Origin of the sequence: Pseudofrankia coriaricola (assembly GCF_001854805.1) — a bacterium.
Lineage (GTDB): Bacteria > Actinomycetota > Actinomycetes > Frankiales > Frankiaceae > Pseudofrankia.
Map to the genome: position 1 here is coordinate 1 of NZ_MBLO01000089.1, position 21,810 is coordinate 21,810.

At 73.6% G+C, this 21,810-nt stretch carries 17 protein-coding genes and 1 other RNA gene; 7 read left to right on the forward strand and 11 right to left on the reverse strand.

Annotated features, from left to right (window positions below):
* Nucleotides 1–219 precede the first annotated feature (219 nt).
* The gene (locus BCD48_RS14740; RefSeq protein WP_071048938.1) at nucleotides 220–456 is read right to left on the reverse strand and encodes a hypothetical protein; all 237 of its coding nucleotides are present in this window, start codon (nucleotides 454–456) and stop codon (nucleotides 220–222) included.
* Here BCD48_RS14740 and BCD48_RS56610 point away from each other — a divergent pair.
* Nucleotides 455–1,111, forward strand: a complete 657-nt coding sequence (locus BCD48_RS56610) for a tyrosine-type recombinase/integrase (RefSeq protein WP_083418650.1) — start codon at nucleotides 455–457, stop codon at nucleotides 1,109–1,111. The two genes, BCD48_RS14740 and BCD48_RS56610, sit on opposite strands and share 2 nt — an antisense overlap.
* Before the next feature lie 825 nt (nucleotides 1,112–1,936).
* Here BCD48_RS56610 and rnpB read toward each other — a convergent pair.
* The 10 genes from rnpB to BCD48_RS14795 all read right to left on the reverse strand — a co-directional run bounded on the left by rnpB (nucleotide 1,937) and on the right by BCD48_RS14795 (nucleotide 14,204).
* Nucleotides 1,937–2,353: RNase P RNA component class A (rnpB, locus tag BCD48_RS14750), an RNA gene on the reverse strand.
* A gap of 67 nt (nucleotides 2,354–2,420) precedes the next feature.
* Entirely contained in the window at nucleotides 2,421–3,365 is a 945-nt protein-coding gene (locus BCD48_RS14755) for a hypothetical protein (RefSeq protein WP_071048940.1), read from the reverse strand.
* A 545-nt stretch (nucleotides 3,366–3,910) separates the two neighbouring features.
* Nucleotides 3,911–5,389 carry a dihydrolipoamide acetyltransferase family protein gene (locus BCD48_RS14760; RefSeq protein ID WP_071048941.1) on the reverse strand — a complete coding sequence of 493 codons (1,479 nt, stop codon included), beginning with the start codon at nucleotides 5,387–5,389 and terminating at the stop codon, nucleotides 3,911–3,913.
* 213 nt (nucleotides 5,390–5,602) lie between these two features.
* A complete protein-coding gene (locus BCD48_RS14765; RefSeq protein ID WP_083418651.1) occupies nucleotides 5,603–6,652 on the reverse strand; it encodes an alpha-ketoacid dehydrogenase subunit beta in 1,050 nt (349 codons plus the stop codon).
* Nucleotides 6,649–7,770 carry a thiamine pyrophosphate-dependent enzyme gene (locus tag BCD48_RS14770; RefSeq protein WP_071048950.1) on the reverse strand — a complete coding sequence of 374 codons (1,122 nt, stop codon included), beginning with the start codon at nucleotides 7,768–7,770 and terminating at the stop codon, nucleotides 6,649–6,651. Before BCD48_RS14770 ends, BCD48_RS14765 begins: the two co-directional genes overlap by 4 nt.
* A gap of 503 nt (nucleotides 7,771–8,273) precedes the next feature.
* Nucleotides 8,274–8,537 carry a hypothetical protein gene (locus BCD48_RS14775; RefSeq protein ID WP_071048942.1) on the reverse strand — a complete coding sequence of 88 codons (264 nt, stop codon included), beginning with the start codon at nucleotides 8,535–8,537 and terminating at the stop codon, nucleotides 8,274–8,276.
* Between the two features lie 574 nt (nucleotides 8,538–9,111).
* On the reverse strand, nucleotides 9,112–10,029 hold the full coding sequence (locus BCD48_RS14780) for a fumarylacetoacetate hydrolase family protein (protein ID WP_071048943.1): 918 nt from the start codon (nucleotides 10,027–10,029) through the stop codon (nucleotides 9,112–9,114).
* Between the two features lie 242 nt (nucleotides 10,030–10,271).
* Nucleotides 10,272–10,793, reverse strand: coding sequence for a hypothetical protein (locus tag BCD48_RS14785; RefSeq protein ID WP_071048944.1), 522 nt, complete (start codon nucleotides 10,791–10,793; stop codon nucleotides 10,272–10,274).
* 113 nt (nucleotides 10,794–10,906) lie between these two features.
* Complete coding sequence (locus tag BCD48_RS14790; protein ID WP_071048945.1) at nucleotides 10,907–11,260, reverse strand: hypothetical protein; 354 nt, start codon at nucleotides 11,258–11,260, stop codon at nucleotides 10,907–10,909.
* A 163-nt stretch (nucleotides 11,261–11,423) separates the two neighbouring features.
* Nucleotides 11,424–14,204, reverse strand: a complete 2,781-nt coding sequence (locus BCD48_RS14795; RefSeq protein WP_241841733.1) for an HAD-IC family P-type ATPase — start codon at nucleotides 14,202–14,204, stop codon at nucleotides 11,424–11,426.
* Between the two features lie 508 nt (nucleotides 14,205–14,712).
* Here BCD48_RS14795 and BCD48_RS14800 point away from each other — a divergent pair.
* From BCD48_RS14800 to BCD48_RS14825, 6 genes are all read left to right on the forward strand, one after another.
* The gene (locus BCD48_RS14800; protein ID WP_083418652.1) at nucleotides 14,713–15,831 is read left to right on the forward strand and encodes a Sir2 family NAD-dependent protein deacetylase; all 1,119 of its coding nucleotides are present in this window, start codon (nucleotides 14,713–14,715) and stop codon (nucleotides 15,829–15,831) included.
* Nucleotides 15,832–15,918: 87 nt separating this feature from the next.
* Nucleotides 15,919–16,602 carry a GNAT family N-acetyltransferase gene (locus tag BCD48_RS14805; protein ID WP_071048946.1) on the forward strand — a complete coding sequence of 228 codons (684 nt, stop codon included), beginning with the start codon at nucleotides 15,919–15,921 and terminating at the stop codon, nucleotides 16,600–16,602.
* Nucleotides 16,603–16,705: 103 nt separating this feature from the next.
* Complete coding sequence (locus BCD48_RS14810; RefSeq protein ID WP_083418653.1) at nucleotides 16,706–17,503, forward strand: DUF6084 family protein; 798 nt, start codon at nucleotides 16,706–16,708, stop codon at nucleotides 17,501–17,503.
* A complete protein-coding gene (locus BCD48_RS14815; protein ID WP_071048947.1) occupies nucleotides 17,500–18,597 on the forward strand; it encodes a hypothetical protein in 1,098 nt (365 codons plus the stop codon). The genes BCD48_RS14810 and BCD48_RS14815 overlap by 4 nt, the downstream gene beginning before the upstream one ends.
* Nucleotides 18,598–19,138: 541 nt before the next feature.
* Nucleotides 19,139–19,915: a pirin family protein gene (locus tag BCD48_RS14820; RefSeq protein ID WP_071048948.1), complete on the forward strand. Its 777-nt coding sequence runs from the start codon at nucleotides 19,139–19,141 to the stop codon at nucleotides 19,913–19,915.
* Nucleotides 19,916–20,064: 149 nt separating this feature from the next.
* Nucleotides 20,065–21,639, forward strand: coding sequence for an IS1182 family transposase (locus BCD48_RS14825; RefSeq protein WP_071046611.1), 1,575 nt, complete (start codon nucleotides 20,065–20,067; stop codon nucleotides 21,637–21,639).
* Nucleotides 21,640–21,810: the final 171 nt, after the last annotated feature.

Here is a 21,810-nt window from a genome sequence, read left to right on the forward strand (position 1 = left end):
CGGCTATCTGACCCCCACCGAGTTCGAGACGCAATTTGACACGAAGGCCGCAGAAGCAGCATAATTCGTCTGTCTACTAAATCGGGAACGCTTCATGTCGTCGTACATCCGGTGCAGGTCCCACCGGCCGGCCGGGGCGGTGATCGTGACGAGGGGGCGGCCGGGTCTGGGCCTGGTGGTCGTCGGCATCCCGAGCTCCGGGTGACGGTCCTGGCGGGGTTACTGGTCGGCTGGCCCGGCGGTGGTGGGTGGGTCGGGTTCGGTGAGGGCCTTGAGGATGCCGGTGGTGTGGACGCGGTAGGTGCGGCCGTGGCGGTGGACGGGCACGGGAAACCGGCCTTGGCCGGCCAGGGTGTAGGCGAGGGTGCGGCCGAGGTTGAAGGCGCGGCCGGCGGTCACGAGGTCGACCGCTGCGGGGAGCTGGCGTACTTCGGCGAGGGTGAGCGGGGTGTGCATGGGAGGTGTGGAGTTCCTCGGACACCGACGTCGAATCCGGGTCGACCGGCAGGCGCAGACCCCGAACAAGGGCAAGCCCTACCTCCGCCCGGTCAAGCGTGAGGCCTCGGAACGGTCGATCCCTCTGCCGGACGTCGTCGGGCAAGCGCTCAGCCGGCACGTCGCGACGTTTCCACCCGCGCTCGTCGAGATCGACGAGTACACCGAGCGCGCCGCCGGCGCGCCCGCGAAGCGAACCAGCGTCCGACTGCTCTACCCCGGCCCCGATGGCGCGATCATGCGCCGTAACCGGCTCATCGACTCCGTATGGAAGCCAACCGTCAAGGCTGCTGAACGCGCACTACGCACGCGGGCGGCCGAGGAGCGCACGACGGGGCACACCGCCGCCGCAGACGCGACCGACGCGGTGGCCGACCGGCTCGCGGGAAAGGTCGACTTCCATGAGCTCCGGCACTTCTATGCCAGCCTCTTGATCCACGCCGGCGAGAGCGTCAAGGTCGTCCAGGCCCGCCTCGGCCACAAGAGCGCCGTTGAGACGCTGGACACCTATGGTCACCTCTGGCCCGACAATGAGGAGGGCACCCGGGCCGCCGTAGACGGTGCCCTCGGCGCGGCCTCCGCCGACAAGACAGCTCAGGCACGATCCACCGCCTAGAGCATGAAGCAGGGATCCCTGGCCGGACAGACCACCCGGCACGTGCTGGCCCACACGACTGTCACCAGAGACATGCTGACGTCGCCCAGGCACTGGCGGTTCGCAAGCCTCAGGGAGTCGTCCGTTCCAGCGTCGGTCAGCATGGACAGGTAGGGACAAAGGAAGGGCATCGGCGACGCTGAGCCGGACCGTCCGCCGTCCGCCGTCCGCCGAGACTCTGCGCACCCTCCAAAGCGGCTCGCGCGCGTCCTGCTACTCCGTCTGGCCCCAGGAAATGTGACCGGGTGACGTCAGCGATGTCCCTGACGATGCCCGCGGCGGTCCATCGACGATGGCACCGGTTCGGCCGTGCCATGTGCCAGGCTTCACGCCGCCAGCCGACCCGCACGCCTCACATCGTCCGGACCGCGGGACGAGCCGGCCTTCGACTCACTGCTGAAGCCAACCGCGAAGGCCGCTGAGAGGGCGCCAGACACGCGATCGGCCGACGAGCACAGCACGCCCACGCCGCCCCGCCCGGCGCGCAGGGCCCACCGCCATCGCAGACGCCCCGGTCTGCTCGAGGGAAAGTCGACTTCCATGAGCTCCGGGCACTCTCGCGCCCGATCCCCTGGCCCACCCCTACAAGAGCGTCAGGGCAGGGCAGTCCAGGCCCGGACCAGCCGCAACAGCGCCAACGGGCCTTGGCTACCCACTGTCACCGCTGGCCGGCAGCGAAGGCCCGCCGTGGACATGATCACGGGAAGGCTCTCTGGAACGAAACGGCCCAGAAACGGCCCAGGGCCATGATCACGAGGCCAGAGTTGCTGTGCTGAAAGGGTTTTGGGGACGAGTCGGCCTGTAAGCCGGATTCTGTGACCGGCGCGTGGCCGGTCGGCGGTCATCTCTCTAGGGCCGCCGTTGCCGACGGCCTCGTGCGGTCTACCCGCGAGCTCGGGCGGGCCGCCCTCGAACGCACGCGCAGTGGGAGGCCTTGCGGCCACCCACCTTTTGACCTTGCTCCGGGTGGGGTTTACCGAGCCGCCCGGGTCGCCCCGGGCGCTGGTGCGCTCTTACCGCACCGTTTCACCCTTACCGGTGCCCGGCGCCTCGCGGCACCGGTACCGGCGGTCTGTTTTCTGTGGCACTGTCCCGCGGGTCACCCCGGGTGGGTGTTACCCACCACCCCGCCCTGTGGAGTCCGGACTTTCCTCGGCGGGTGCCGGCTCGCACCGGCCCCGACGCGACCGCCCGGCCGACTCGTCCGTACTGGACTCTACCCGCCCGACGGATCTTGCCCAAACGGCCGGCCGGCGCGGGGCGGACGGGCCTAGAAGGTCGGCGGGACGATGGCGGCGCTGATGTCGGCCTCGCGCTCGACCAGCTCGTGGCCGTAGACGGTGGCCGCGTCGACCCGCAGGATCAGGCAGAACGACGGCCTGTTGGAGAACTCGGTGGTGAGCTCGTCGGCGCGGCTGCGCAGGTAGTAGGCGGCGGCGAGGTTCGCGGTGGCCGTCTGCCCGGCGAGGATGAACAGCGGCCGGCGCGCCGGGCCCGCGGCGACCCGGGCGAGCAGCGCGAACTCGTGCTCGCCCGGCCGCCCGGCGAACTCCCTGGTCGCCTTGTCGGCCCCGTCGCCCTTCTCGCCGCGCAGCCGCCGGCCCTCCCGCCCGCTCGGGACACTGACCGCGATGACCCGGCTCTCCCGCGGCGGACGGGCGGGCACGATCATCGGGCCCGACGGGTTGGTCACGTCCTGCGCCGCCCCGTTGGCGGCACCTTCGGAGGTGGCGGAGGTCGCGGCGGCGGTGGCGGCGGATGCCGACGCGCCGACGGTGGCCAGCGCCGGGGCCTGTCGCGGCGGGGCGGGCGGCGTGGGCGGGGAGAACGTCACCCCGGGCAGGTAGCGGGACAGGTGGGCGGCCATCCGCGGGTTCGAGCGTGGGTCGCCGATGCAGAACTCGGTACGCCGGCCGATGCTGTCCTGCACCGCGCCACCGGGGGCGACCTTGGGCCGGGCGTCCGCCCCGTAGATGATCGAGGAGATCTCGGCGACCGCGAGCACGTCGTCGCGGGCGATCATCCCGTTGGGCGCGAGCGAGGCGACCGCGAGGAGGATCTCGTCGTCGGCCGCGAGCCCGAACAGCGTCGACTGGCGGGGCCGCGTCATGGGCGCGCCACCGGGCCGTTCCCACAGCCGGATGGCCAACGCCCCGAGCGCGCCCGCCGCAAGCGAGATCGCGACCGTGAGCAGGATGTCCGGCAACACGTCCACCTGGTGTTCCTCCGTATGTCGGGTCCCGCGCTCGCGTGCCGCCCGGTCGCTCGGAGCGCCCACGCCGGCCGCGAGGCCGGTGCCGGGCGGGGACAGCCCGCCGCCGGGGACGACTCAGGTCGACTCGCCCGGGGCGATCCTAGGCGGGACCAACCTGGGCAGATCCACGGGGTTCACCATCGCAGCCCACCGCGGGCCCACTCCCCCACGGTCCGCTCCGGTGCGTGCCGTCTGAGTCAGCACCGCGGGGGTCGCATGGTCCGCGCACCGATGTCACGACCGATGTCACGTTGGACGCGACGGCCAGGCCGGGCGTTGCCCGGCCCGCGCCGCCGGGAAATGCCGATACGTCCTAGCCAGCCCGGGTGAGTACGCCCCGGAAGGGCCATCGGGTGGGCCGCCGGTGCCCGCGGTTCGCCCGCGGCGAGATCTCCGTGCGAGCACGGGTGAGCGCACCGCGGAAGGGCCGTCGCGGGGAACCGGCCGTTCCCGCGGTTCGACCGCGACGAGATTTCCGTCACTCGGACCGGCCGAACCCGGAGGGACTAACCCAGCAGGAGGAGCCGCGGCGGGTCGGCGAGCACGGCGGCGATCTCGCCGAGGTAGCGGGCGGCCGCCTCGCCGTCCAGGATCCGGTGGTCGAACGACACCGAGATCGTCATCACCTTGCGGACCTGGACCTGGCCTTCCCACACGGCCGGGGTCTCCCGGATGGCGCCGAGCACGACGAGTGCCGCCTCGCCCTCGCGGACCAGCCCGGCGGCGGAGTCGACCCCGAAGACGCCGACGTTGGACACGGTGATCGTGGCACCGAGCATCCTGGCCGGCGGGGTCCGCCCGGCGCGCGCCTCGGCGACGAGCTCGGCGAGCGCGCCCGCGAGCGCGGGCAGCGACAGGCTGCCCGCGTCCGGGATGATCGGTACGATCAGCCCGCGGTCGGCGGCCACGGCCACCCCGAGGTTGACGGCCGCGAACACCTCGATCTCACTGGACCCGTCGGCGGACGTCAGCCAGCGCGCGTTCGCCATTGGGTGCGCCGCGAGCGCCGCGACGACGGCGCGCGCGATGAACGCCAGCGCCGTCACCCGCGGCGCGGCCGCGGCACCGGGACGCGCGGCCGCCTCGTTCTCCGCCCGCCAGCGGGCGACCAGCGCCAGCATCGCGGTGACGTCGACGGTGCGGTGCACGGTCGCCTGCGGAACCGTGAAGGCGCTGCGTTCCATGGCGAGCGCCATCTGCCGGGCGACACCGCGTACCGGGATCCGCTCACCCGGCCGGGCCGAGGACAGCTCGGCCCCGCCGTCGCCCGCTCGCTGGGGCGGCGCCTCCCCGGCGTCCGGGCGGCTCTCCGGCGCGCCGAGCCGGGCGGCCGCGGTGACGTCGGCGCGGGCGATCGTCCCGGCGGGGCCGGTCGGCCGGACCGCGGCGAGGTCGACGCCGAGGTCGCGGGCCAGCTTGCGGACGGGCGGGGTGGCCAGCGCCCGCGCCCGCGCCGGGGCCGCCGATCCGTTCGCCGCCGGCGCGGTGCTCAGCGCCGGCGCGGGCTGGGCCCGCACCAGCGGCGCGAGGGCCGACAGCGCGGCGCTGGCAGTGGCAACGGGCCGGGGCAGCAGCTGGTCGGCGGCGGTCCCGGGTGCGGCAGCGGCGGCAGGCGGCTGGTGAAGCGGTCGGCGCGGGCGGCGGCGCGGCGGCTCGCCCCCGGCGGGCTCGACCGGCGCGTGGCCGACGACCGGGGCCGGTGGCGCATCGTCGGCCCCGGCCCCGGTCCCGGCCGGGGCCGGGGCCTCGGCCGTGGCCACAGTGAGCAGCGCCGAGCCGACGGGCACCAGGTCACCCTCGGCGCAGTGCAGGGCGTGGACCATGCCCTCGAACGGCGACGGGATCTCCACCGCGGCCTTGGCCGTCTCCACCTCGACGAGCGGCTGGTTGAGCTCCACGGTCTGCCCGGGCCGCACCAGCCAGTGCACGATCTCCGCCTCGGCGAGGCCCTCGCCGAGGTCTGGCAGGTGGAACTGGTCGTACATCTGGCCTCTTTCCACCGGTCGGGCGGTCGCGTGCGCCGGGCGCCTGGAGGCGCCCGGCGACAGACGCCCCACGCCCGCCTGGCATCTGTCTGTGGTGTGGCCCGAGCCCTGTGGGTCGGCCTCGGCTGGCGGTCAGTATCTGGGTCGCCTTGTCGGCGTTCGGCGGGCGGGCAGGGCTGTCTCGGACGTGGCCCCGGGGCGCCCTCCGCGCGGTCAGTACCTGAAGGCCCGGTCCACCGCGTCAAGCACCCGGTCGAGGTCGGGCAGGTACTCGTGCTCGAGGCGCGCCGGCGGGTAGGGGGCGTGGTACCCGCCAACCCGGCCGACCGGTGCTTCCAGGTGGTAGAAGCACTCCTCGGTCAGCCGCGCCGCGATCTCGGCTCCGAGCCCCGCCGTCACCACCGCCTCGTGCACGACGACCGCCCGGCCGGTGCGGCGCACCGAGCCGGTCAGCGTCGCCCAGTCCAGCGGGGCGAGCGAGCGCAGGTCGACGACCTCGACCGAGCGGCCGTCGGCCGCGGCGGCGCTCGCCGCGTCCAGGCAGGTGCGCACCGTCGGCCCGTAGGCGATAAGCGTGATGTCGGTGCCGGGCCGGGCCACCCGGGCGCGTTCCATCAACGGCGGCGGGTCCTCGGGGACGGTCAGCGGGCCGCGCTCCCAGTAGCGCCGCTTCGGCTCGAAGAAGATCACCGGGTCGTCACAGGCGATCGCCTGGCGCAGCAGCAGGTAGGCGTCGGCGGACGTCGACGGGGTCAGCAGCCGCAGCCCCGGGGTGTGCGCGAAGTACGCCTCCGGGGACTCGCTGTGGTGCTCGACGGCGTGGATCCCGCCGCCGTAGGGGATCCTGATCGTCACCGCCATCCGCAGGTGGCCGGCGGAGCGCTGGTGCAGCCGGGAGAGCTGGGTGACGATCTGGTCGAACGCGGGGTAGACGAAGCCGTCGAACTGGATCTCGCAGACGGGCCGGTAGCCGCGCATCGCGAGCCCGATCGCGGCGCCGACGATGCCGCTCTCCGAGAGCGGGCTGTCGATCACCCGCGCCTCGCCGAACTCCTCCTGCAGCCCTTCGGTCACCCGGAAGACGCCACCGAGCCGCCCGACGTCCTCCCCCAGCAGAACCACCTTCGGGTCGGCCGCCATCGCGTCCCGCAGCCCGGCGCCGAGCGCCCTGGCCAGTGGGACGGACACCGGCGCCGGCTCGGCGGCGGACCTGGCCTCGGGAACCAGGAGCGTGCCTGGTCGCGGCATACGCGTGGTGGTCATACCTGGAACGACTCCCGGTACTCGCGGAAGCTGGCGCGCTGGGCGCGGGCCTCCTCCGTCTCGGTCACCAGCACCTCGTCGAAGAACGCGTCCGGCGGCGGGTCCGGCAGCGCGAGCGTCTCGGTCCGCAGCCGGGCGGCCGCCGCCTCGGCCTCGGCCCGCTGTTCGCCGAACCAGGCGGCGTCGCAGACGGGGGCCAGCGCCCGTTCGACCCGGTCGATCGGGTCGAGCGCCCGCCAGTGGTCGACCTCGCCGGCCGGCTGGTAGCGAGTCGGGTCGTCGGAGGTGGTGTGCGGTCCCATCCGGTAGGTGTAGGCCTCGATCAGTGTGGGACCCTCGCCCACGCGGGCCCGCGCAAGCGCCGACGACGTGACCGAATGCACGGCGACGACGTCGTTGCCGTCGACCCGCACGCCCGGGAACCCGAACCCGGCGGCCCGGGCAGCCAGCGGCACCCGCGACTGGCGCGCCGCCGGGGTGGAGATCGCCCACTGGTTGTTCTGGCAGAAGAAGACCACCGGGGCGTTGAAGCTCGCGGCCCAGACGAACGCCTCGTTGGCGTCGCCCTGGCTCATCGCGCCGTCGCCGAGGTACACGAGCACCGCCGCCGGCTCCTGCCCGCCCGGCACGCCGGCCTGGGCGTCGAGCCGGGGGCCAAGCTGGGCGTCGAGCTGGAGGCCGAGGGCGTAGCCGACGGCGTGCAGCGTCTGCGAGGCGAGCACGAGGGCGTAGTTGGCCAGGTTGTGGGCGGCCGGGTCCCAGCCGCCGTGGGTGATCCCGCGCAGCAGCCGCAGCACCTCGACCGCGGGCAGGCCCCGGTCCCAGGCGACGGCGTGCTCCCGGTAGCTCGGGAAGATGAAGTCCGCGGGCGAGGCCGCGCGCACGGAGCCGATCTGGGCCGCCTCCTGGCCGCGCAGCGGGATCCACAGCACGAGCTCGCCCTGGCGCTGCAGCGCGGTCGCCGCCTCGTCGAGGTGCCGCGCCCGCAGCATCGCCCCGTAGCAGCCTTTCAGCCCCTCGACGCCGAGCAGCGCGAGGAAATCCACATGCTCACATGCTGACCCGTCGGGATTCAGCAGCCGTACGCCGTAGTCGTCGGACGAATCACCCGAACTCACGTAGCGCACTCCCTTTCCGAGCTGACCGTGACCACAGCAATTACAGTCTCACCATATTTCGGCCACTTTCAGTAATCGAATACCGATATAGTTGTACGCCCGATAACTACAGTAGGAGTCCGTCTGAATACGGTACGTTATTGCCAGGGGGCGGCAGCCGGTGGGAGGCTTGCGGCGCCCGTGTGGTCCGCGGCCGGCCCGCTGTGTGGCGCCCCGGCCCGCCGCCCGCGCTCACCGTCCGTCGCCGGGCAGCCGTTCCCGCCACTGGCCGCCGGCCACCGACCGCTCGCGGTAGCCGGGTCGGGGAGGACGGGTCCGAGCGGGTGTCGACGGGCGTGTGGGGAGGCACCGGGGATCGCCGCGCGGGATGGGAAGGAAGCGACACGCGAAAGAGGGGCGGCGCCCCGACAGGGAGCGCCGCCCCAGCCCATCAGGACCGCCGGAGCATCAGCTGATCCGCACGGCCACGGCAGGAGCCGGCCGGTTGGCCGGACAGCGGGCGACTACCAGCCCCAGCCGTCCTTGCGGTCATTGCCCCAACCGTCCTTGCGGTCCTTGCCCCAACCGTCCTTGCGGTCCTTGCCCCAACCGTCCTTGCGGTCATTGCCCCAACCGTCCTTGCCCCTGTCCCAGCCGCCGTCCTTCTTGTCGCCCCAGCCCCAGTCGCAGGCCTGCGCGGCAGCGACTCCCGGACCGAAACCAAGAACCACAGCGACAGCCCCGGTCACGGCAATGGTGGCCGCGCGTCGACCAATCGACTTCTTCATCTGACCGTTCCCCCAAATCACCTGGCGGCCTCCAGCCACGCGGGATGTCTCTCGCGCGATCTTCGGCCAGCCGCGGAATGCGACGTCGGAATGACTGCGTGACGCAGCGTAGCTAGATTTCGTCGAGCCGAAAAAAGGATCAGGGAGCGTCCCGTCGTTTCGCCACGTACGCCTTTTAGCCGGATTTGCGGCCGGTTCCGCCCACACCGGGGCGAGCGGCGCGAGAGCTGGGGAAGATATCCACCATCCCACCTCATCCGCCGAAGAAAATGAGCCGACAAAAAACGGTGGAGGCAGCCGGGAAGCCGTCATGGAATCGGCTGGCGCTGGTGCTTGACAGCTTTCTCGGGAACAAGTGCCCGGCCCTCATGGCCGTCCGCCATGCCGGCCGGCGCCATCAGACAGGTCGTTGCCGCCCGGACTTCGGGTCATCAAGTACCCCGGCCGCGGTCACAGTCACGCGCCACGCTCGTGGAAACCGGGGGCGGCCGGGCGGCGGGCGAATGGGATCGCGGTGACCGGCCGCCCGCGGAAACCAGCCGAACCGGTCAGCCGGGATACGCCGGCACGGCGGTCAGCCGCGACCGGTGGCGTCGACGATCGGGGTGGCGACCCGGCCGACCCGCTCGATCTCGACCTCCACCCAGTCGCCGGGCACCAGGTAGCGGGCCGGCCTGCGGATGTAGCCGACGCCGGCGGGGGTGCCGGTGACCAGCAGGTCGCCGGGATGCAGGGTCATCGTCTGGCTGATGAAGGACAGCACCTGGCCGATGCTGAAGATCATGTCGCTGGTGTCGCCGTCCTGGACGACCTCCTCGACCGGGGAGCCGTCGTCCGCGCGGCTGCGCACCCGCGTGACGACGCGTAGCCCGTCGGCCGGGTCGCCGACCTCGTCGGCGGTGACGACCGGGCCGAGGGGCCCGCTGTGGTCGGAGTTCTTGCCCAGGGTCCACTGCGGCGAGCGCCCCTGGGCCCGGCGGGCGGACAGGTCGTTGAACGCGGCGTAGCCGAGCACGCCAGCGAGCGCCGTCGCCTCGTCGGCGTCGGCGAGCGTCGCGCCGACGACGACGCCCAGCTCCCCCTCCCAGTCCAGCCCGCGCTCCCCCGCCGGCACCGGCGCCGGCGTCCCGTCGACGGTGAGCGACACCGTCCACCGGCCGAAGATGGCGGGGTACTTCGGCAGCGGGAGGCCGGTCTCGGCCGCGTGCGCCCGGTAGTTCAGCCCGACGCACAGCACCCGCGCCGCCGGTGGGATCGGCGGGACCAGCGTCAGCTCGGGGACGGGCCGTGCCGCGGTCCCCGGCAGCGCCAGCGCCTCGGCGGCCCGGTCACGCCAGCGGGACAGATCGGCGTAGAACTCCTCGACCGGCGCGAGCCCGATCACCGCCGGCACGGCCGCCGCGGGCGTCGCCGCCCCTGGCGCGCCGCCGCCAGGTTGGGTCAGGACGCCGACGACCGCCCTGCCCCCCTCCCGGAACCCCACGAACCGCATCGCGACCCCTTCGACATCACCTGCGCGCGTGGCACGACGTGACGGTGCCACAGCCGCCCGTGCACCCGTACGAACCCCGGCCGACGGAATCCCATGCGCTTGGCTGTCAAGCATCGATCTTCGGTGGACCGTGCTGGTGAGCCGTCCACGCAACCCGGCCGCCGCTGGTGACGGCGCATCAGCGCTGCGCCAAACCCGCCACGTCCTCGGCCCCGCACCAGGTCAGCCACCGCCATATGCCTCTACTCGGGACCACGTGGGGAGGGCGCCCCGCGCCCGACCAGGCGGTGCACGGTGGCGGGCGCGAAGCGTCCGCCACGTGACCGCCGTAGCCACCACAGGCCGAGCGCAGGCAGCACGACCGGCAGAAAGAAGTAACCCTGGCCGTAGACCGACCAGACCGCCTCGTCTGGGAACAGGTCGCGGTCGACGACGCTCAGTGTGCCGACGGTCAGCACCCCGACGAGCTCGGCGGCGCAGGCGGCGGTCGCCAGCCGCCGGCCAGCGGCCGAGGAACGGGTGAGCCCGATCGTCGCCAGGATGTACACGACGCCCGCGAGCGCGGACAGCAGGTAGGCGACCGGTGCCTCGTGGAACTTCGTGATGATCTGCACGAGCGCCCGTGACGTCGCCGCGACCGCGAACACCGCGTACACGGCGACCAGCAGCCGGCCCGGCCCGCTCGCCGTCCGCCGCGTCCCCGGGGTGCCCTCCGGGGGCGTACCGCCCGCCGTGGCCGCCTCCGCCGCCGTCTCGGTGGTCATCCTGTCCTCCCGCCATACCTGTCTGACCCACCCGGGTCTCCGGCCGAAGGACGCCCGGCACCGGCGAAGCCTCCCGCGCCCCAGGGCCTGGTCCGGGCGCCCGTCGGTCCCCGTCAGGACCAGGTCTGCTGCAGGCGCTGTAGCATGACCGCGACCACCAGCGCCGCGACCCCGAGCACCGCCGTCCCGGACCGGGAGCGCTCCCCCACGGCCCACCATGCCCCGAGGGGCAGCGCCACGACGGACGCGATCAAGTAGAGCACGAACGTCAGCGGCTCGTCCGCGCGTTCGCCCCGGGCGACCAGCACGATCGCGCCGATCACCTGCGCGAGGATCAGCGCCTCGACGGCCCCGGCCCCGGCGATCACCGCACGCCCGATCTGGCGGCTCTGCCAGGCGAGGAAGAACACCCAGGCCGCGAGCAGCAGCGCCGTGACCGCCACCGCCACCGCAATGACCCTGACCATCCGCCCGCCCACCTCTACTACATGCCGTAGAACGCGATCCTATCCGACCCCCCGCGACCCGGCGCACGCCCTCGGCCGCGCAGGTCGCGGAGGCTCGCCAGCGGTACCCGCCCGGCGGCCAGCGCGGCGGACGGGACCGGCGGGCCGGCGGGAGCCGGGCGGCTCAGTGGTCGACGGAGACGGGGTTTGCCGGGATTTGCCGGGATCCGACGGACGGGACGGCCTCGGCACCGGCTTCGGCTGTCGGGCCCGAGCCGTGCGGGGGGCGGAAGAAGAACCAGACGATCTCCATGAGGACGGCCGTCGCCGCGGAGATGCCGAGGGCAATGAGCGGGCCGGTGGTCCCGACCAGGGAGAGCTGGAAGAAGTCCTGCAGATAGGGGACGACCAGCACCACGCCGAACAGCACGCCCATGGCGGCGACCAGCAGGACCCGCCACCAGGTGTAGGGCCGGGCGATCATGGCGAGCGCCCAGATCGAGACCAGGAACAGCGTGAACGTCGACAGGGAGGTCTCGGCCCGCAGGTCGTGGTCATAGAAGACCTCGCGCGCCAGGAAGTACGTCGCGACCGTCGCCAGGCCCGACAGCACGCCGACGGGGATGGCGAAGCGCAGCACCCGGGAGACGAAGCCCGGCCGGGCCCGCTCGTGGTTCGGCGCAAGCGCCAGGAAGAACGAAGGGATGCCGATCGTCAGCGAGCTGATCAGCGTCAGGTGCCGAGGCAGGAACGGGTACGGAACCTGGGCCGCGACGACGACGATCGCGAGCAGCACCGAGTAGACCGTCTTGTCCAGGAAGATGTTCGCGACCCGCTCGATGTTGCCGATGACGCGGCGGCCTTCGGCGACGACGGACGGAAGCGCCGCGAAGCTGTTGTCGAGCAGAACGATCTGGGCTACGGCGCGGGTCGCGGGGCTGCCGGAGCCCATCGCGACGCCGATGTCCGCGTCCTTGAGGGCGAGGACGTCGTTGACGCCGTCGCCGGTCATCGCGACCGTGTGGCCTCGGGCCTGCAACGCGCCGACCATCTCGCGTTTCTGGTGCGGGGTGACCCGGCCGAAGATGGTGTGCGTCTCGAGCTCGGAGCCGAGCTCTGCCCGGTCCTCAGGCAGAGTGCGGGCGTCGACGGGGTCCTCCGCGCCGGGCAGGCCGAGCTCGCGGGCCACCGCGCCGACCGACAGCGCGTTGTCCCCGGAGATGACCTTGGTGGCGACGTTCTGCTCCGCGAAGTAACGCAGCGTGTCCGGCGCGTCGGCGCGCAGCCGCTGGGCGATGACGACCAGCGCCGCTGGCTCCACCGCGCCGGCGAGACCGCCGGCGCCGCCCGCGAGCGCGTCCACGAGCGAACGGTCGGAGCGGGCGAGCAGCAGTACCCGCAGGCCGCGCTCGCCGAACGCGTCGGCGTCCGCCAGCGCCGGGTGGCCGGGCCCGAGCAGCACGTCGGGCGCGCCGAGCAGCCAGGTCGACTCCGTGCCGTCCGGCTCGACGAAGCTCGCCCCGGACCACTTGCGGGCCGACGAGAACGGCGCGGCGTCCACCGGCCGCCAGCCTTCGGGTGCCGGGTAGGCGTCGATGATGGCCTGCAGGCTCGCGTTCGGCCGCCGGTCGGCCGCGCCGAGCGCGCCAAGCACCGCGGGCACCCGCCGGCCCGCGCCGGCCTCGCCATCGCCGTCCCCGGATGTGCCCGCGGCGAACGCCCCCAGGCGGCGGACCTCGAGGACGTCCATCGCCGGCTCGGTCAGGGTGCCGGTCTTGTCCAGGCAGACGACGCTGACCCGGGCGAGCCCCTCGATCGCGGGCAGCTCCTGCACCAGGCAGTTGCGCGTCCCGAGCCGCACGACACCGGCCGCGAACGCCAGCGACGTCAGCAGCACCAGCCCTTCCGGCACCATACTGACCAGGCCCGCCACCATCCGCCGGATCGCCTCGGCCAGGTCGTTGTCGTCGATCGTGAGCTGGCTGATGACCAGCGCGATCCCGGCCGGGATGATCAGGTAGGTGACGATCCGCAGGATCCTGTCGATGCCGTTGCGCAGCTCGGAGTTCACCAGCGTGAACCGGCTGGCCTCGGCGGCGAGCTGCGCGGCGTAGGCCTCGGCACCGACCTTCGCCGCGACGAACGCGCCGGAGCCGGCGACCACGAAGCTTCCGGACATCACCGGGTCGCCGGGGCGCTTGTGGACCGGGTCGGCCTCGCCGGTGAGCAGCGACTCGTCGACCTCCAGGCCGTCGGCCTCGGCCACCGTGCCGTCGACGACGACCTTGTCGCCAGGCCCGACCTCGATCACGTCGCCGAGGACGATCTCGCCGGGAGGAAGCTCTCGGGCCTGGCCGTCGCGGCGGACCACGGGGCGGGCCTCGCCGATGACGGCGAGCCGGTCGAGGGTCCGTTTGGCGCGCAGCTCCTGGATGATGCCGATCACCGAGTTCGCGAGGATCACCCCGGCGAACAGGCCGTCCTGGATCGGCCCGACGACGCAGATCAGCGCGAACAGCACGCCGATGATCAGATTGATCCGGGTGAACACGTTCGCGGCGAGGATCTCGCGGACGGTTCGGCTCGTCCTGGTCGGCACGTCGTTGACCTGGCCGGCGGCGACCCGGCTCGCGACCTCCGCGGCGGTCAGCCCGCCCGAGGAGAACACGAGGACGCCGCTCGTCGATCCGTCGTCGGCCCCGACGCCGTCGGGCTCGCCCTCCGCGCCGAGCGGGGCCGGCGCGGCCAATGCGGCCGGCGCGACCGAGACGTCCCCCGCGCCGTCAGGGCCATCGGGGCCGTCGGTCACGGGGGGAACCACCGTCCTGCCGTTGCCGGCGGCCGTGGCGGATGCGCCGCCGCCGTCCGCGGCGGTACCGGCCGGGGTGCGCGCGGGGGCGTCGGCGTCGGCATCGGCATCGGCCGGGCCGGGCGTAGCCGGGTCGGCGCCGACCCGCTGCTCCATGCTTCGCTTCCCCCTCGCTCAGTCGGACGCATGGCCGCGGCGCGGCGGAGCGACCGGCACTCTGCGCGTACATCGCCAACCGTATGCGAGGAGTTCGACCAGCCGGTGACGCAACCCTGGCCCGCCGGCGTCTCCGCGCGGCGGGCGCCCACGGCACGCCCGCCGGGCGCGCAATGGAAGACGAGGGGCAGGCGCGCCGCACGGGGCGCGGGCGGTACCGGCGCCCTGCTATGAGGTAGGTCTCACGCGGGCGGTTCCACGCACGGGGATCCACGACGCGGCCTGCCGCTGGACGTGCGCATGATCCTCGGCCATGGCGCCCAGCCGGGCGCCCAGGGCTCGGCCGTCACGTGGCCGGCGGGCGCCGGGGCCTCGCCCTGCATCGGCACCGCCGCGCACGAGACCAGATCGGCATGAGACCAGGCGGACCCGGCCGCCGGCGGCCTGATGTCAGCGCCACAAGCCGCCGGCCGGGTGCGGCTGTGCGTCGTGCCTGCACCATAGGACCATGGCAACCGAAGGGCTGGCCGTGAGCGCGGCCCCACTGGCCTACCGAGTCAAACCGTTCGCGCGCACCGCGGTTCTCGGCCCGCGGCCGCCGGGCCTGCCGGTGGTCAGGGACGCGGCGGCCGGAGTGGCGGCGCTCCGGGACGCCATCTCAGCCGCCCGCGGTGCAGGTGACGCCCGCGGTGCCAGCGACGGAGGTGGCCGCGGCCTCGCCGTGCTGACGGGCGCCGGCATGTCGACCGAGTCCGGGATCCCGGACTATCGCGGCCCGAGCGGCGCGCTGCGGCGCAACCACACCCCGATGACCTACCAGCAGTTCACCGGTGACCCGGCGGCCCGGCGGCGGTACTGGGCCCGCGGCCACGCCGGCTGGCGGCACATCGTCGAGGCGCGCCCCAACTCCGGGCACACCGCGGTCGCGGTGCTCGAAGAGGCTGGCCTGCTCGCAGGCCTCGTCACCCAGAACGTCGACGGTCTGCACCAGGCCGGCGGCGCACGCTCGGTCATCGAGCTGCACGGCAGCCTCGCCCGGGTGCTCTGCTCCGACTGCGGTGACGTCAGCCCGCGCGCCGAGCTCGAGGCGCGTCTCGCCGCCGCCAACCCCGACTTCCGCCCCAAGGCCGTCGACGCCGGCGTGTCCGGCGCCGAGGAGCCCGGCCCGGCCGACGGGCAGGACAGCCGGAGCGGCCCGTCCGCGGAGGGCGCGGAGGGCGCCGGCACGCCCGGTGCGGCGCTCACGCCGGCCGGGCGGGTCAACCCGGACGGCGACGCCGCGCTCGCCGAGGCCGAGATCGCCAGGTTTGTCATGGTCGGCTGCCGGCGGTGCGGCGCCGGCAGACTGGAGCCCGATGTCGTCTTCTTCGGCGCGACGGTCCCGCGCGACCGGGTGACGGCCGCGATGGATGTCGTCGAGCGCTCCCGGCTCCTGCTGGTACTCGGATCATCGCTGACCGTGATGTCTGGCTATCGTTTCGTGCTGCGCGCCGGCCAGCTGGGCATTCCGGTCGCCATCGTCAACCAGGGCCCCACCCGCGCCGACACCCGCGCCGCTCTCCTCGTCGACGCCCCCCTCAGTGACATCCTCCCGCCCCTGGCCGCCGAGCTTGCCGCCTCCTCCTGAGGGCCGTCGCCCGCGGGCCGCGACCGGCCGCCCCCGGCCGGCCCTGGGCCCCGTCGGAGAGCCGGCGGACACTGCGAGGATGAGGATGTGCGGACGAACGGAGCGGCGGGGTGGGCTGACGTGCGGTTCCGGGCGGCGACGCTAGCTGACGTGCCGGAGCTGCTGGCGCTTATCACGTCGGCCTACCGGGGGGAGCCGAGCCGGGCGGGGTGGACGACCGAGGCGGACCTGCTCGGCGGCCAGCGCACGGACGCCCAGGCGATCATCGAGATCGTGGCCGGCACCGACGGGATGATCCTGGTGGCGGAGGAGGCAGCAGGCAGGGTCCCGGATGACACCGAGGGCGTCCATGGCGTCGCGGACGGCGAGGGTGGCGAAGGCGGCACTCGCGCCGGGGCGGTGTCCGGCCGGCGGATCATCGCCTGCTGCCAGCTGGAACGGCATGGCGCGACCGGCTACTTCGGCATGTTCGCGGTACGCCCGACCAGGCAGGCCGGGGGGCTCGGCTCGGCGGTGCTCGCCGAGGCGGAGCGGCGCGCCCGCGAGGTCTGGGGCGCCGACCGGATGGAGATGTACGTGATCTCCCAGCGCGCCGAGCTGATCGCCTGGTACGTCCGCCGCGGCTACCAGCCGACCGGCGACACGAAGCCGTTCCCATACGGCGACGAGCGCTTCGGCCTCCCCCGCCGCGACGACCTCGCCTTCACCGTCCTGCGCAAACCACTCACCGCCGCCCAGGAGGTCACCACTCCGGGAGAGCCCACCGGCTGAGCCCGCCACCGGTTGAGCCCGCGCGGGGCGGCCGCCGGGTGCCAGTCGCGACCGGCACGTTATCGGCGGCCAGGCCGGGCATCACCCGGTAGGGGTGACGGGAGTGGCCGAGTTCGCGTTCAACTGTTTGGACATCGCGCCGATGCCCTGTGGGGCGAGCCCGACCCTGGTGGCCAGGCTGCGGATCGCCGAGACGACCGGGGCCTCGATCCAGGCGATCGCGCTGCGCTGCCAGGTCCGGGTCGAGCCGTCGGGGCGTGGCTACCGCGACGACGAGCGGGAGCAGCTGTGGGCCGTCTTCGGTGGGCTGCCGCGATGGTCGCACTCGATGCGCTCGTTCCCGGTCGCAACGGTGTCGGCCATGGTCGGCTCGTTCGTCGGCAGTGTCGGGGCCGAGCTGCACATACCGGTGAGCTATGACCTGGAGGTCGCCGCCGGGAAGTACTTCCACACGCTGCGGGACGGGGTGATCCCGCTGTCGCTGCTGTTCAGCGGCACCGTGTTCCGCTCGACGCTGGCGGGGCCGAGGGTCGAGCCCGTGCCCTGGCACCTCGAGGCGCACTACCGGCTGCCGGTGGCGGTCTGGCGGCAGCTGATGGACGCCTACTTCCCCGGCGAGGCCTGGATGCGGCTGCGTCGTGGCACCGTCGACGCCGTCGCCCGCTACAAGATGACGAACGCCCTCCCCACCTGGGACGACGCGATCCTCGCCCTGCTCGCCGCCGCCGGTGCCACGACGGGGCCGAGCCCCGCCGAACAGGTGATCGCCGATTCACCGGGCCCGACGGCCGGCACCGCCCGCGCGAGCGACCGACCGGGCCGCGCGGCCGACGGCGCGGCGGCGACGTCGGCCGCCCAGGACCCAGACGTGGCGACGGACCGACGGAGGGTGGGGTCATGAACGCGCGGACCGGCGTCGAGACGGCCCGCGCGGTGGCCGACGCCGTGCTCTACCGGGGCCACCAGCTCTACCCGTACCTCTCGGGTGTGACGGCGCACCAGGCGTGCGGCCCCTTCGGCGCCCTGGTCCCGCCCGCATTCGCCGCCGGCGCCGGTGAGCACTCCTCCTGCCACGCGGAGTGCCTGCTGGAGCACGAGCCCGGTGGCGGTGCCGGCCTGGTCACGGATCCGGGCCATCAGGCCGACCTGGGTGTCCTGCGGGTACGGGTACGGTTCCTGCGGCTGGTCGACCGGTCGGAGTGGGTGGGCCGACACGGTGCCCTCTCCCCGGTGGGCACCGTCCGCGCCCCGCACGGCGGGCCATGCGCCTCGCAGGAGGCGGTGGCGTGCGAGGAGGACGCGCTCATCCCGCTGGCCGACCTGCTGGTCGGGTCCGGGGACCCGGACCCCGACCCGGCGCTGTGGACGATCCCGGTGGTGGCGCCGGCGGGCCGGGAGGTCCAGCCCGTCACGGCCCCATCAGAGGCGCCGGCGCCCGGTGGGCCGTGGCGCGCCGGCGCCCCGGCTGCCGCGTCCGCGCCGCTCTCAGCCCGCGAGGCGCCCGGCGCGCCGAGACGGGTGGTCCGCGCCTGGCACCGGCTCGACGCCGAGCTGCGCCTGTCCGCCCGGTGGCTGCCAGGCCCGTTCCGGGCGGCCCGCCTGTCCGCCGAGCTCCGGAACACCTCGCGGTGGTCACCGGGCACGGCGGCGGACGGCCTCGCGGCGCCCGGCGTGACCGACCGCGCCGCCGCGCGGGACGAGGCGCTGCGCCAGTCGCTGATCGCCGCGCACCTGGTGTTCTGCGCGCCGGGCTGGCGGTTCCTCTCGTTGACCGACCCGCCCTGGTGGGCCGTGACCTACGCGGCGTGCTGCCACAACGAACGCGCCTGGCCGGTCCTGGTCGGCGACGGCCCCGGCCACGACGACACGGTCCTGGCGGCGCCGGTCGTCCTCCCCGATCACCCGCGCCCCGATCCCATCGCGCCCGCCTTCGGCACCACCAGGCTCAGCGGGCCGCTGGCCGCGCACCCGCACGGCCCGCCGCCGCCGGTGTGATGCCGGACAGTCCTCGCGGCCGGGCCGGCGCACCGCCCTGATCAACGGTCACCATGTTTCCCGTTAGCGTCGACGATCTTGATCGTCTCCGCCGCGATCTTCCGCAACCGCTCCCGCACGCGCCGCCCCTGTCGGTCCGGTCCGTCAAGCCGGCTCGCCCGCCCGGCCGGTGCCGTTGCCCGGCCGCCAGCCCGGTGGCCGTTGCCCGGGCTGGCGCGGGGAGATCCGGACGCCAGGAAAGTCTAGTGCCGCTTCGGCCGAGGCTGGCCCAGCGGCATCGCCGGCCGTGATCTTGATCAGCGGTTCTGTACTTGGATCCGAACGGGCGAGGTCTCGGTGTCCTGACCCGGATACCGTCCTGGCGATCTTCCATGCCGAGGGCGGCGAACACCGCCGGGGGCGGCACCAGGTCGCCGTCGCAGGCCAGGGGCCCACGGGAATGACCGGCCGGGGCCGACGCTTATAGTTGCACAAGCAACTATCTGGGCCGGCCGGACCGGGGAACAGGCCGGGAGACCGGGCCGAGAGAGGACAGGCCACCATGGCCGCTGTGACCGCGACCCGCGAGGCGAGTGTCGACATCCGGCGCGCACAGGACCGGTACGCGACCAAGATGTCGTGGCTCGACTCGAAGCACTCCTTCTCCTTCGGCCACAACTACGCGCCGGACAACACCCACCACGGCCTGCTGCTGGTGAACAACGACGATGTCGTCGACCCGGGCACCGGCTTCGAGACCCATCCCCACCGGGACATGGAGATCGTCACCTGGGTGATGGACGGCGCCCTCGTCCACCAGGACTCGACGGGACACTCGGGCGTCATCTACCCGGGCCTGGCCCAGCGGATGAGCGCCGGCGCCGGGATCCTGCATTCGGAGAAGAACGACTCCTGGCGCCTGACCGGCGGGGGCGAGCACACCAACCCGGTGCACTTCGTCCAGATGTGGGTGGTCCCGGACACCGCGGGGATCGAGCCGGGCTACGAGCAGCTGGAGATCGACGGTGAGCTGCTAGCCGGCGGGCTGGTGCCGGTGGCCTCCGGCATGGAGCGGGACAAGGACGCCGCCGCCATCCGGATCAGCAACCGGTACGCCGCGCTGCACGCCGCACGCCTGGAGCCCGGCCGGTCGGTGACCCTGCCCGACGCGCCGTTCCTGCACCTGTTCGTGCCCCGCGGCGCGGTGACGCTGGAGGGCGAGGGCGCGCTGGCCACCGGCGACGCGGCCCGCTTCACCGCCACCGGCGGCCACGCGGTCACCGCCACGGAGCCCAGCGAGATCCTCGTCTGGGAGATGCACGCCACCGTCCAGGCATGAGCCGTCAGCCCCGGCCACGCGATGCGGCTGGCACGTCGCGTGGCCGTGAATCCACCTAGCCAGGGCCAGAACCGGTGGGCCTAGGAGACCGCTGAATAACGTCGGCGCGCCTCCCCGGCGCTGATCATGATGTTTGGGATCATTGGTTGGTGTTGGGGAGGAGCCGGTCGGACCGGGAGTTGCTGGACGCCGATGCGCTGGTCGGGCATCTGGTGGTGGCGGGCAGTATGTACCGGCTGCTGGCGGAGCACCGTCGGGTGATGTTCGACGAGGGTCTGTTCGTGGATCTGTTCCCGTCGGTGACGGGCCGGCCGTCGGTGCCGGGTGAGGTGGCCGCGTCGGTGCTGGTGTTGCAGAGCCTGCACGCGTTCTCCGATCGGGAGGCGATGGAGGCGCTGCGGTGTGACCTGCGGTGGAAGGTCGCCTGCGGGCTGCCGTTGGATCATGAGGGCTATCACCCGACGGTGTTGACGTACTGGCGGGGGCGGCTGGCGCGGTCGGATCGGCCGAACCGGATCTTCGAGGCGGTGCGGGGCATCGTCGCCGAGACCGGGGTGCTGGCGGGGAAGACCCGCCGGGCGGTGGACTCGATGGTGTTGGATGACGCGGTCGCGACCCAGGACACGGTCACCCAGCTGGTCGGGGCGATCCGCCGGGCCGTCCGGCAGGTCCCCGGTGCCGGCGAGGTCGTCGCCGAGCGGTGCACGGCGCATGACTACGCGCAGGCGGGCAAGCCGCGGATCGACTGGGAGGACCCGGCGGCCCGCGATGGCCTGGTCTCGGCGCTGGTCAGCGACGCGCGCGCCGTGCTGGCCGCGTTCGCCGAGGCGCGGGACCTCGACGAGACGGCCACCGGGGCGTTGGGCCTGCTCGCGCTGGTCGCCGGGCAGGACGTCGAGCCGGCCGAGGGCTCCGACGGGACCGACGGGCGGTGGCGGATCGCGCGGAAGGTCGCCCCGGACCGGGTGATCTCCACCGTCGACCCGCAGGCGCGGCACGTCCACAAGACCGTCAGCCACCGCCAGGACGGCTACAAGGGCCACGTCGTCGTCGAGCCGGACACCGGCCTGTTCACCGACGGGAAGCTCACGAAGGCAACCGGCGAGGACAACCAGGAAGCCGCCGTCGCCGTCGGCCTGCTCGCCGACGAACCGGCCACCGACCTGGAGATCCTCGGCGACTCGGCCTACGGAACCGGACAGGCCCGGGCCGACCTGGCCCAGGCCGGGCACACCCTGGTCAGCAGGCCGGTCGGGCTGCGCCCCGCGGTGGAAGGCGGGTTCACCCTCGACGACTTCACCGTCGACGAGCAGACCGGCACGGTCACCTGCCCGAACGGGCTGACCAGGAAGATCAGCCCGAAACGCCACGTCACGTTCGGCGCGGGCTGTCGCGGCTGCCCGCTACGCGCCCGCTGCACCACCAACAGGACCGGACGCGCCCTCGAACTGCACCCCCACCACACCGTCCTGCGCGCCGCCCGCGAGCAGTGGGCCACCGACCAGCCCCTGCGCGAGACCTACCGGCAGCACCGGCCCATGGTCGAACGCTCGATCGCCTGGTTCATCGGCCACGGCCGCCACCGCCGGCTGCGCTACCGCGGCCAGGCCGCGGGCGACCAGTGGCTCCACCTACGCATGGCAACCGTCAACCTCACCCGGCTACTCACACTCGGCCTCACGCGTACCCCGACCGGCACCTGGGCCCTCACCCCGGCGGGCTGACCCCCGGAAACCACAGCGGAAGCCCTCGACACAGCCCCGCACCACCCCGGGCACGCCCAGCGCCGCCCACCCACGCCCTCGAACGCCAGAAACCACACCCAGCCGGGCGCCCGGCCGACACACCCAGCCGAGCGTCAACCCCAAAACCGGCGTTGTTCAGCGGCCTCCTAG

Coding starts and splice junctions, on each gene's coding strand:
- BCD48_RS14815 (WP_071048947.1), top strand. CDS start 17,500: ATGAACGCGCGGACCGGCGTCGAGACGGCCCGCGCGGTGGCCGACGCC.
- BCD48_RS14785 (WP_071048944.1), bottom strand. CDS start 10,793: ATGACCACCGAGACGGCGGCGGAGGCGGCCACGGCGGGCGGTACGCCC.
- BCD48_RS14775 (WP_071048942.1), bottom strand. CDS start 8,537: ATGAAGAAGTCGATTGGTCGACGCGCGGCCACCATTGCCGTGACCGGG.
- BCD48_RS56610 (WP_083418650.1), top strand. CDS start 455: ATGGGAGGTGTGGAGTTCCTCGGACACCGACGTCGAATCCGGGTCGAC.
- BCD48_RS14765 (WP_083418651.1), bottom strand. CDS start 6,652: ATGACCACCACGCGTATGCCGCGACCAGGCACGCTCCTGGTTCCCGAG.
- BCD48_RS14780 (WP_071048943.1), bottom strand. CDS start 10,029: ATGCGGTTCGTGGGGTTCCGGGAGGGGGGCAGGGCGGTCGTCGGCGTC.
- BCD48_RS14760 (WP_071048941.1), bottom strand. CDS start 5,389: ATGTACGACCAGTTCCACCTGCCAGACCTCGGCGAGGGCCTCGCCGAG.
- BCD48_RS14820 (WP_071048948.1), top strand. CDS start 19,139: ATGGCCGCTGTGACCGCGACCCGCGAGGCGAGTGTCGACATCCGGCGC.
- BCD48_RS14800 (WP_083418652.1), top strand. CDS start 14,713: ATGGCAACCGAAGGGCTGGCCGTGAGCGCGGCCCCACTGGCCTACCGA.
- BCD48_RS14740 (WP_071048938.1), bottom strand. CDS start 456: ATGCACACCCCGCTCACCCTCGCCGAAGTACGCCAGCTCCCCGCAGCG.
- BCD48_RS14795 (WP_241841733.1), bottom strand. CDS start 14,204: ATGGAGCAGCGGGTCGGCGCCGACCCGGCTACGCCCGGCCCGGCCGAT.
- BCD48_RS14790 (WP_071048945.1), bottom strand. CDS start 11,260: ATGGTCAGGGTCATTGCGGTGGCGGTGGCGGTCACGGCGCTGCTGCTC.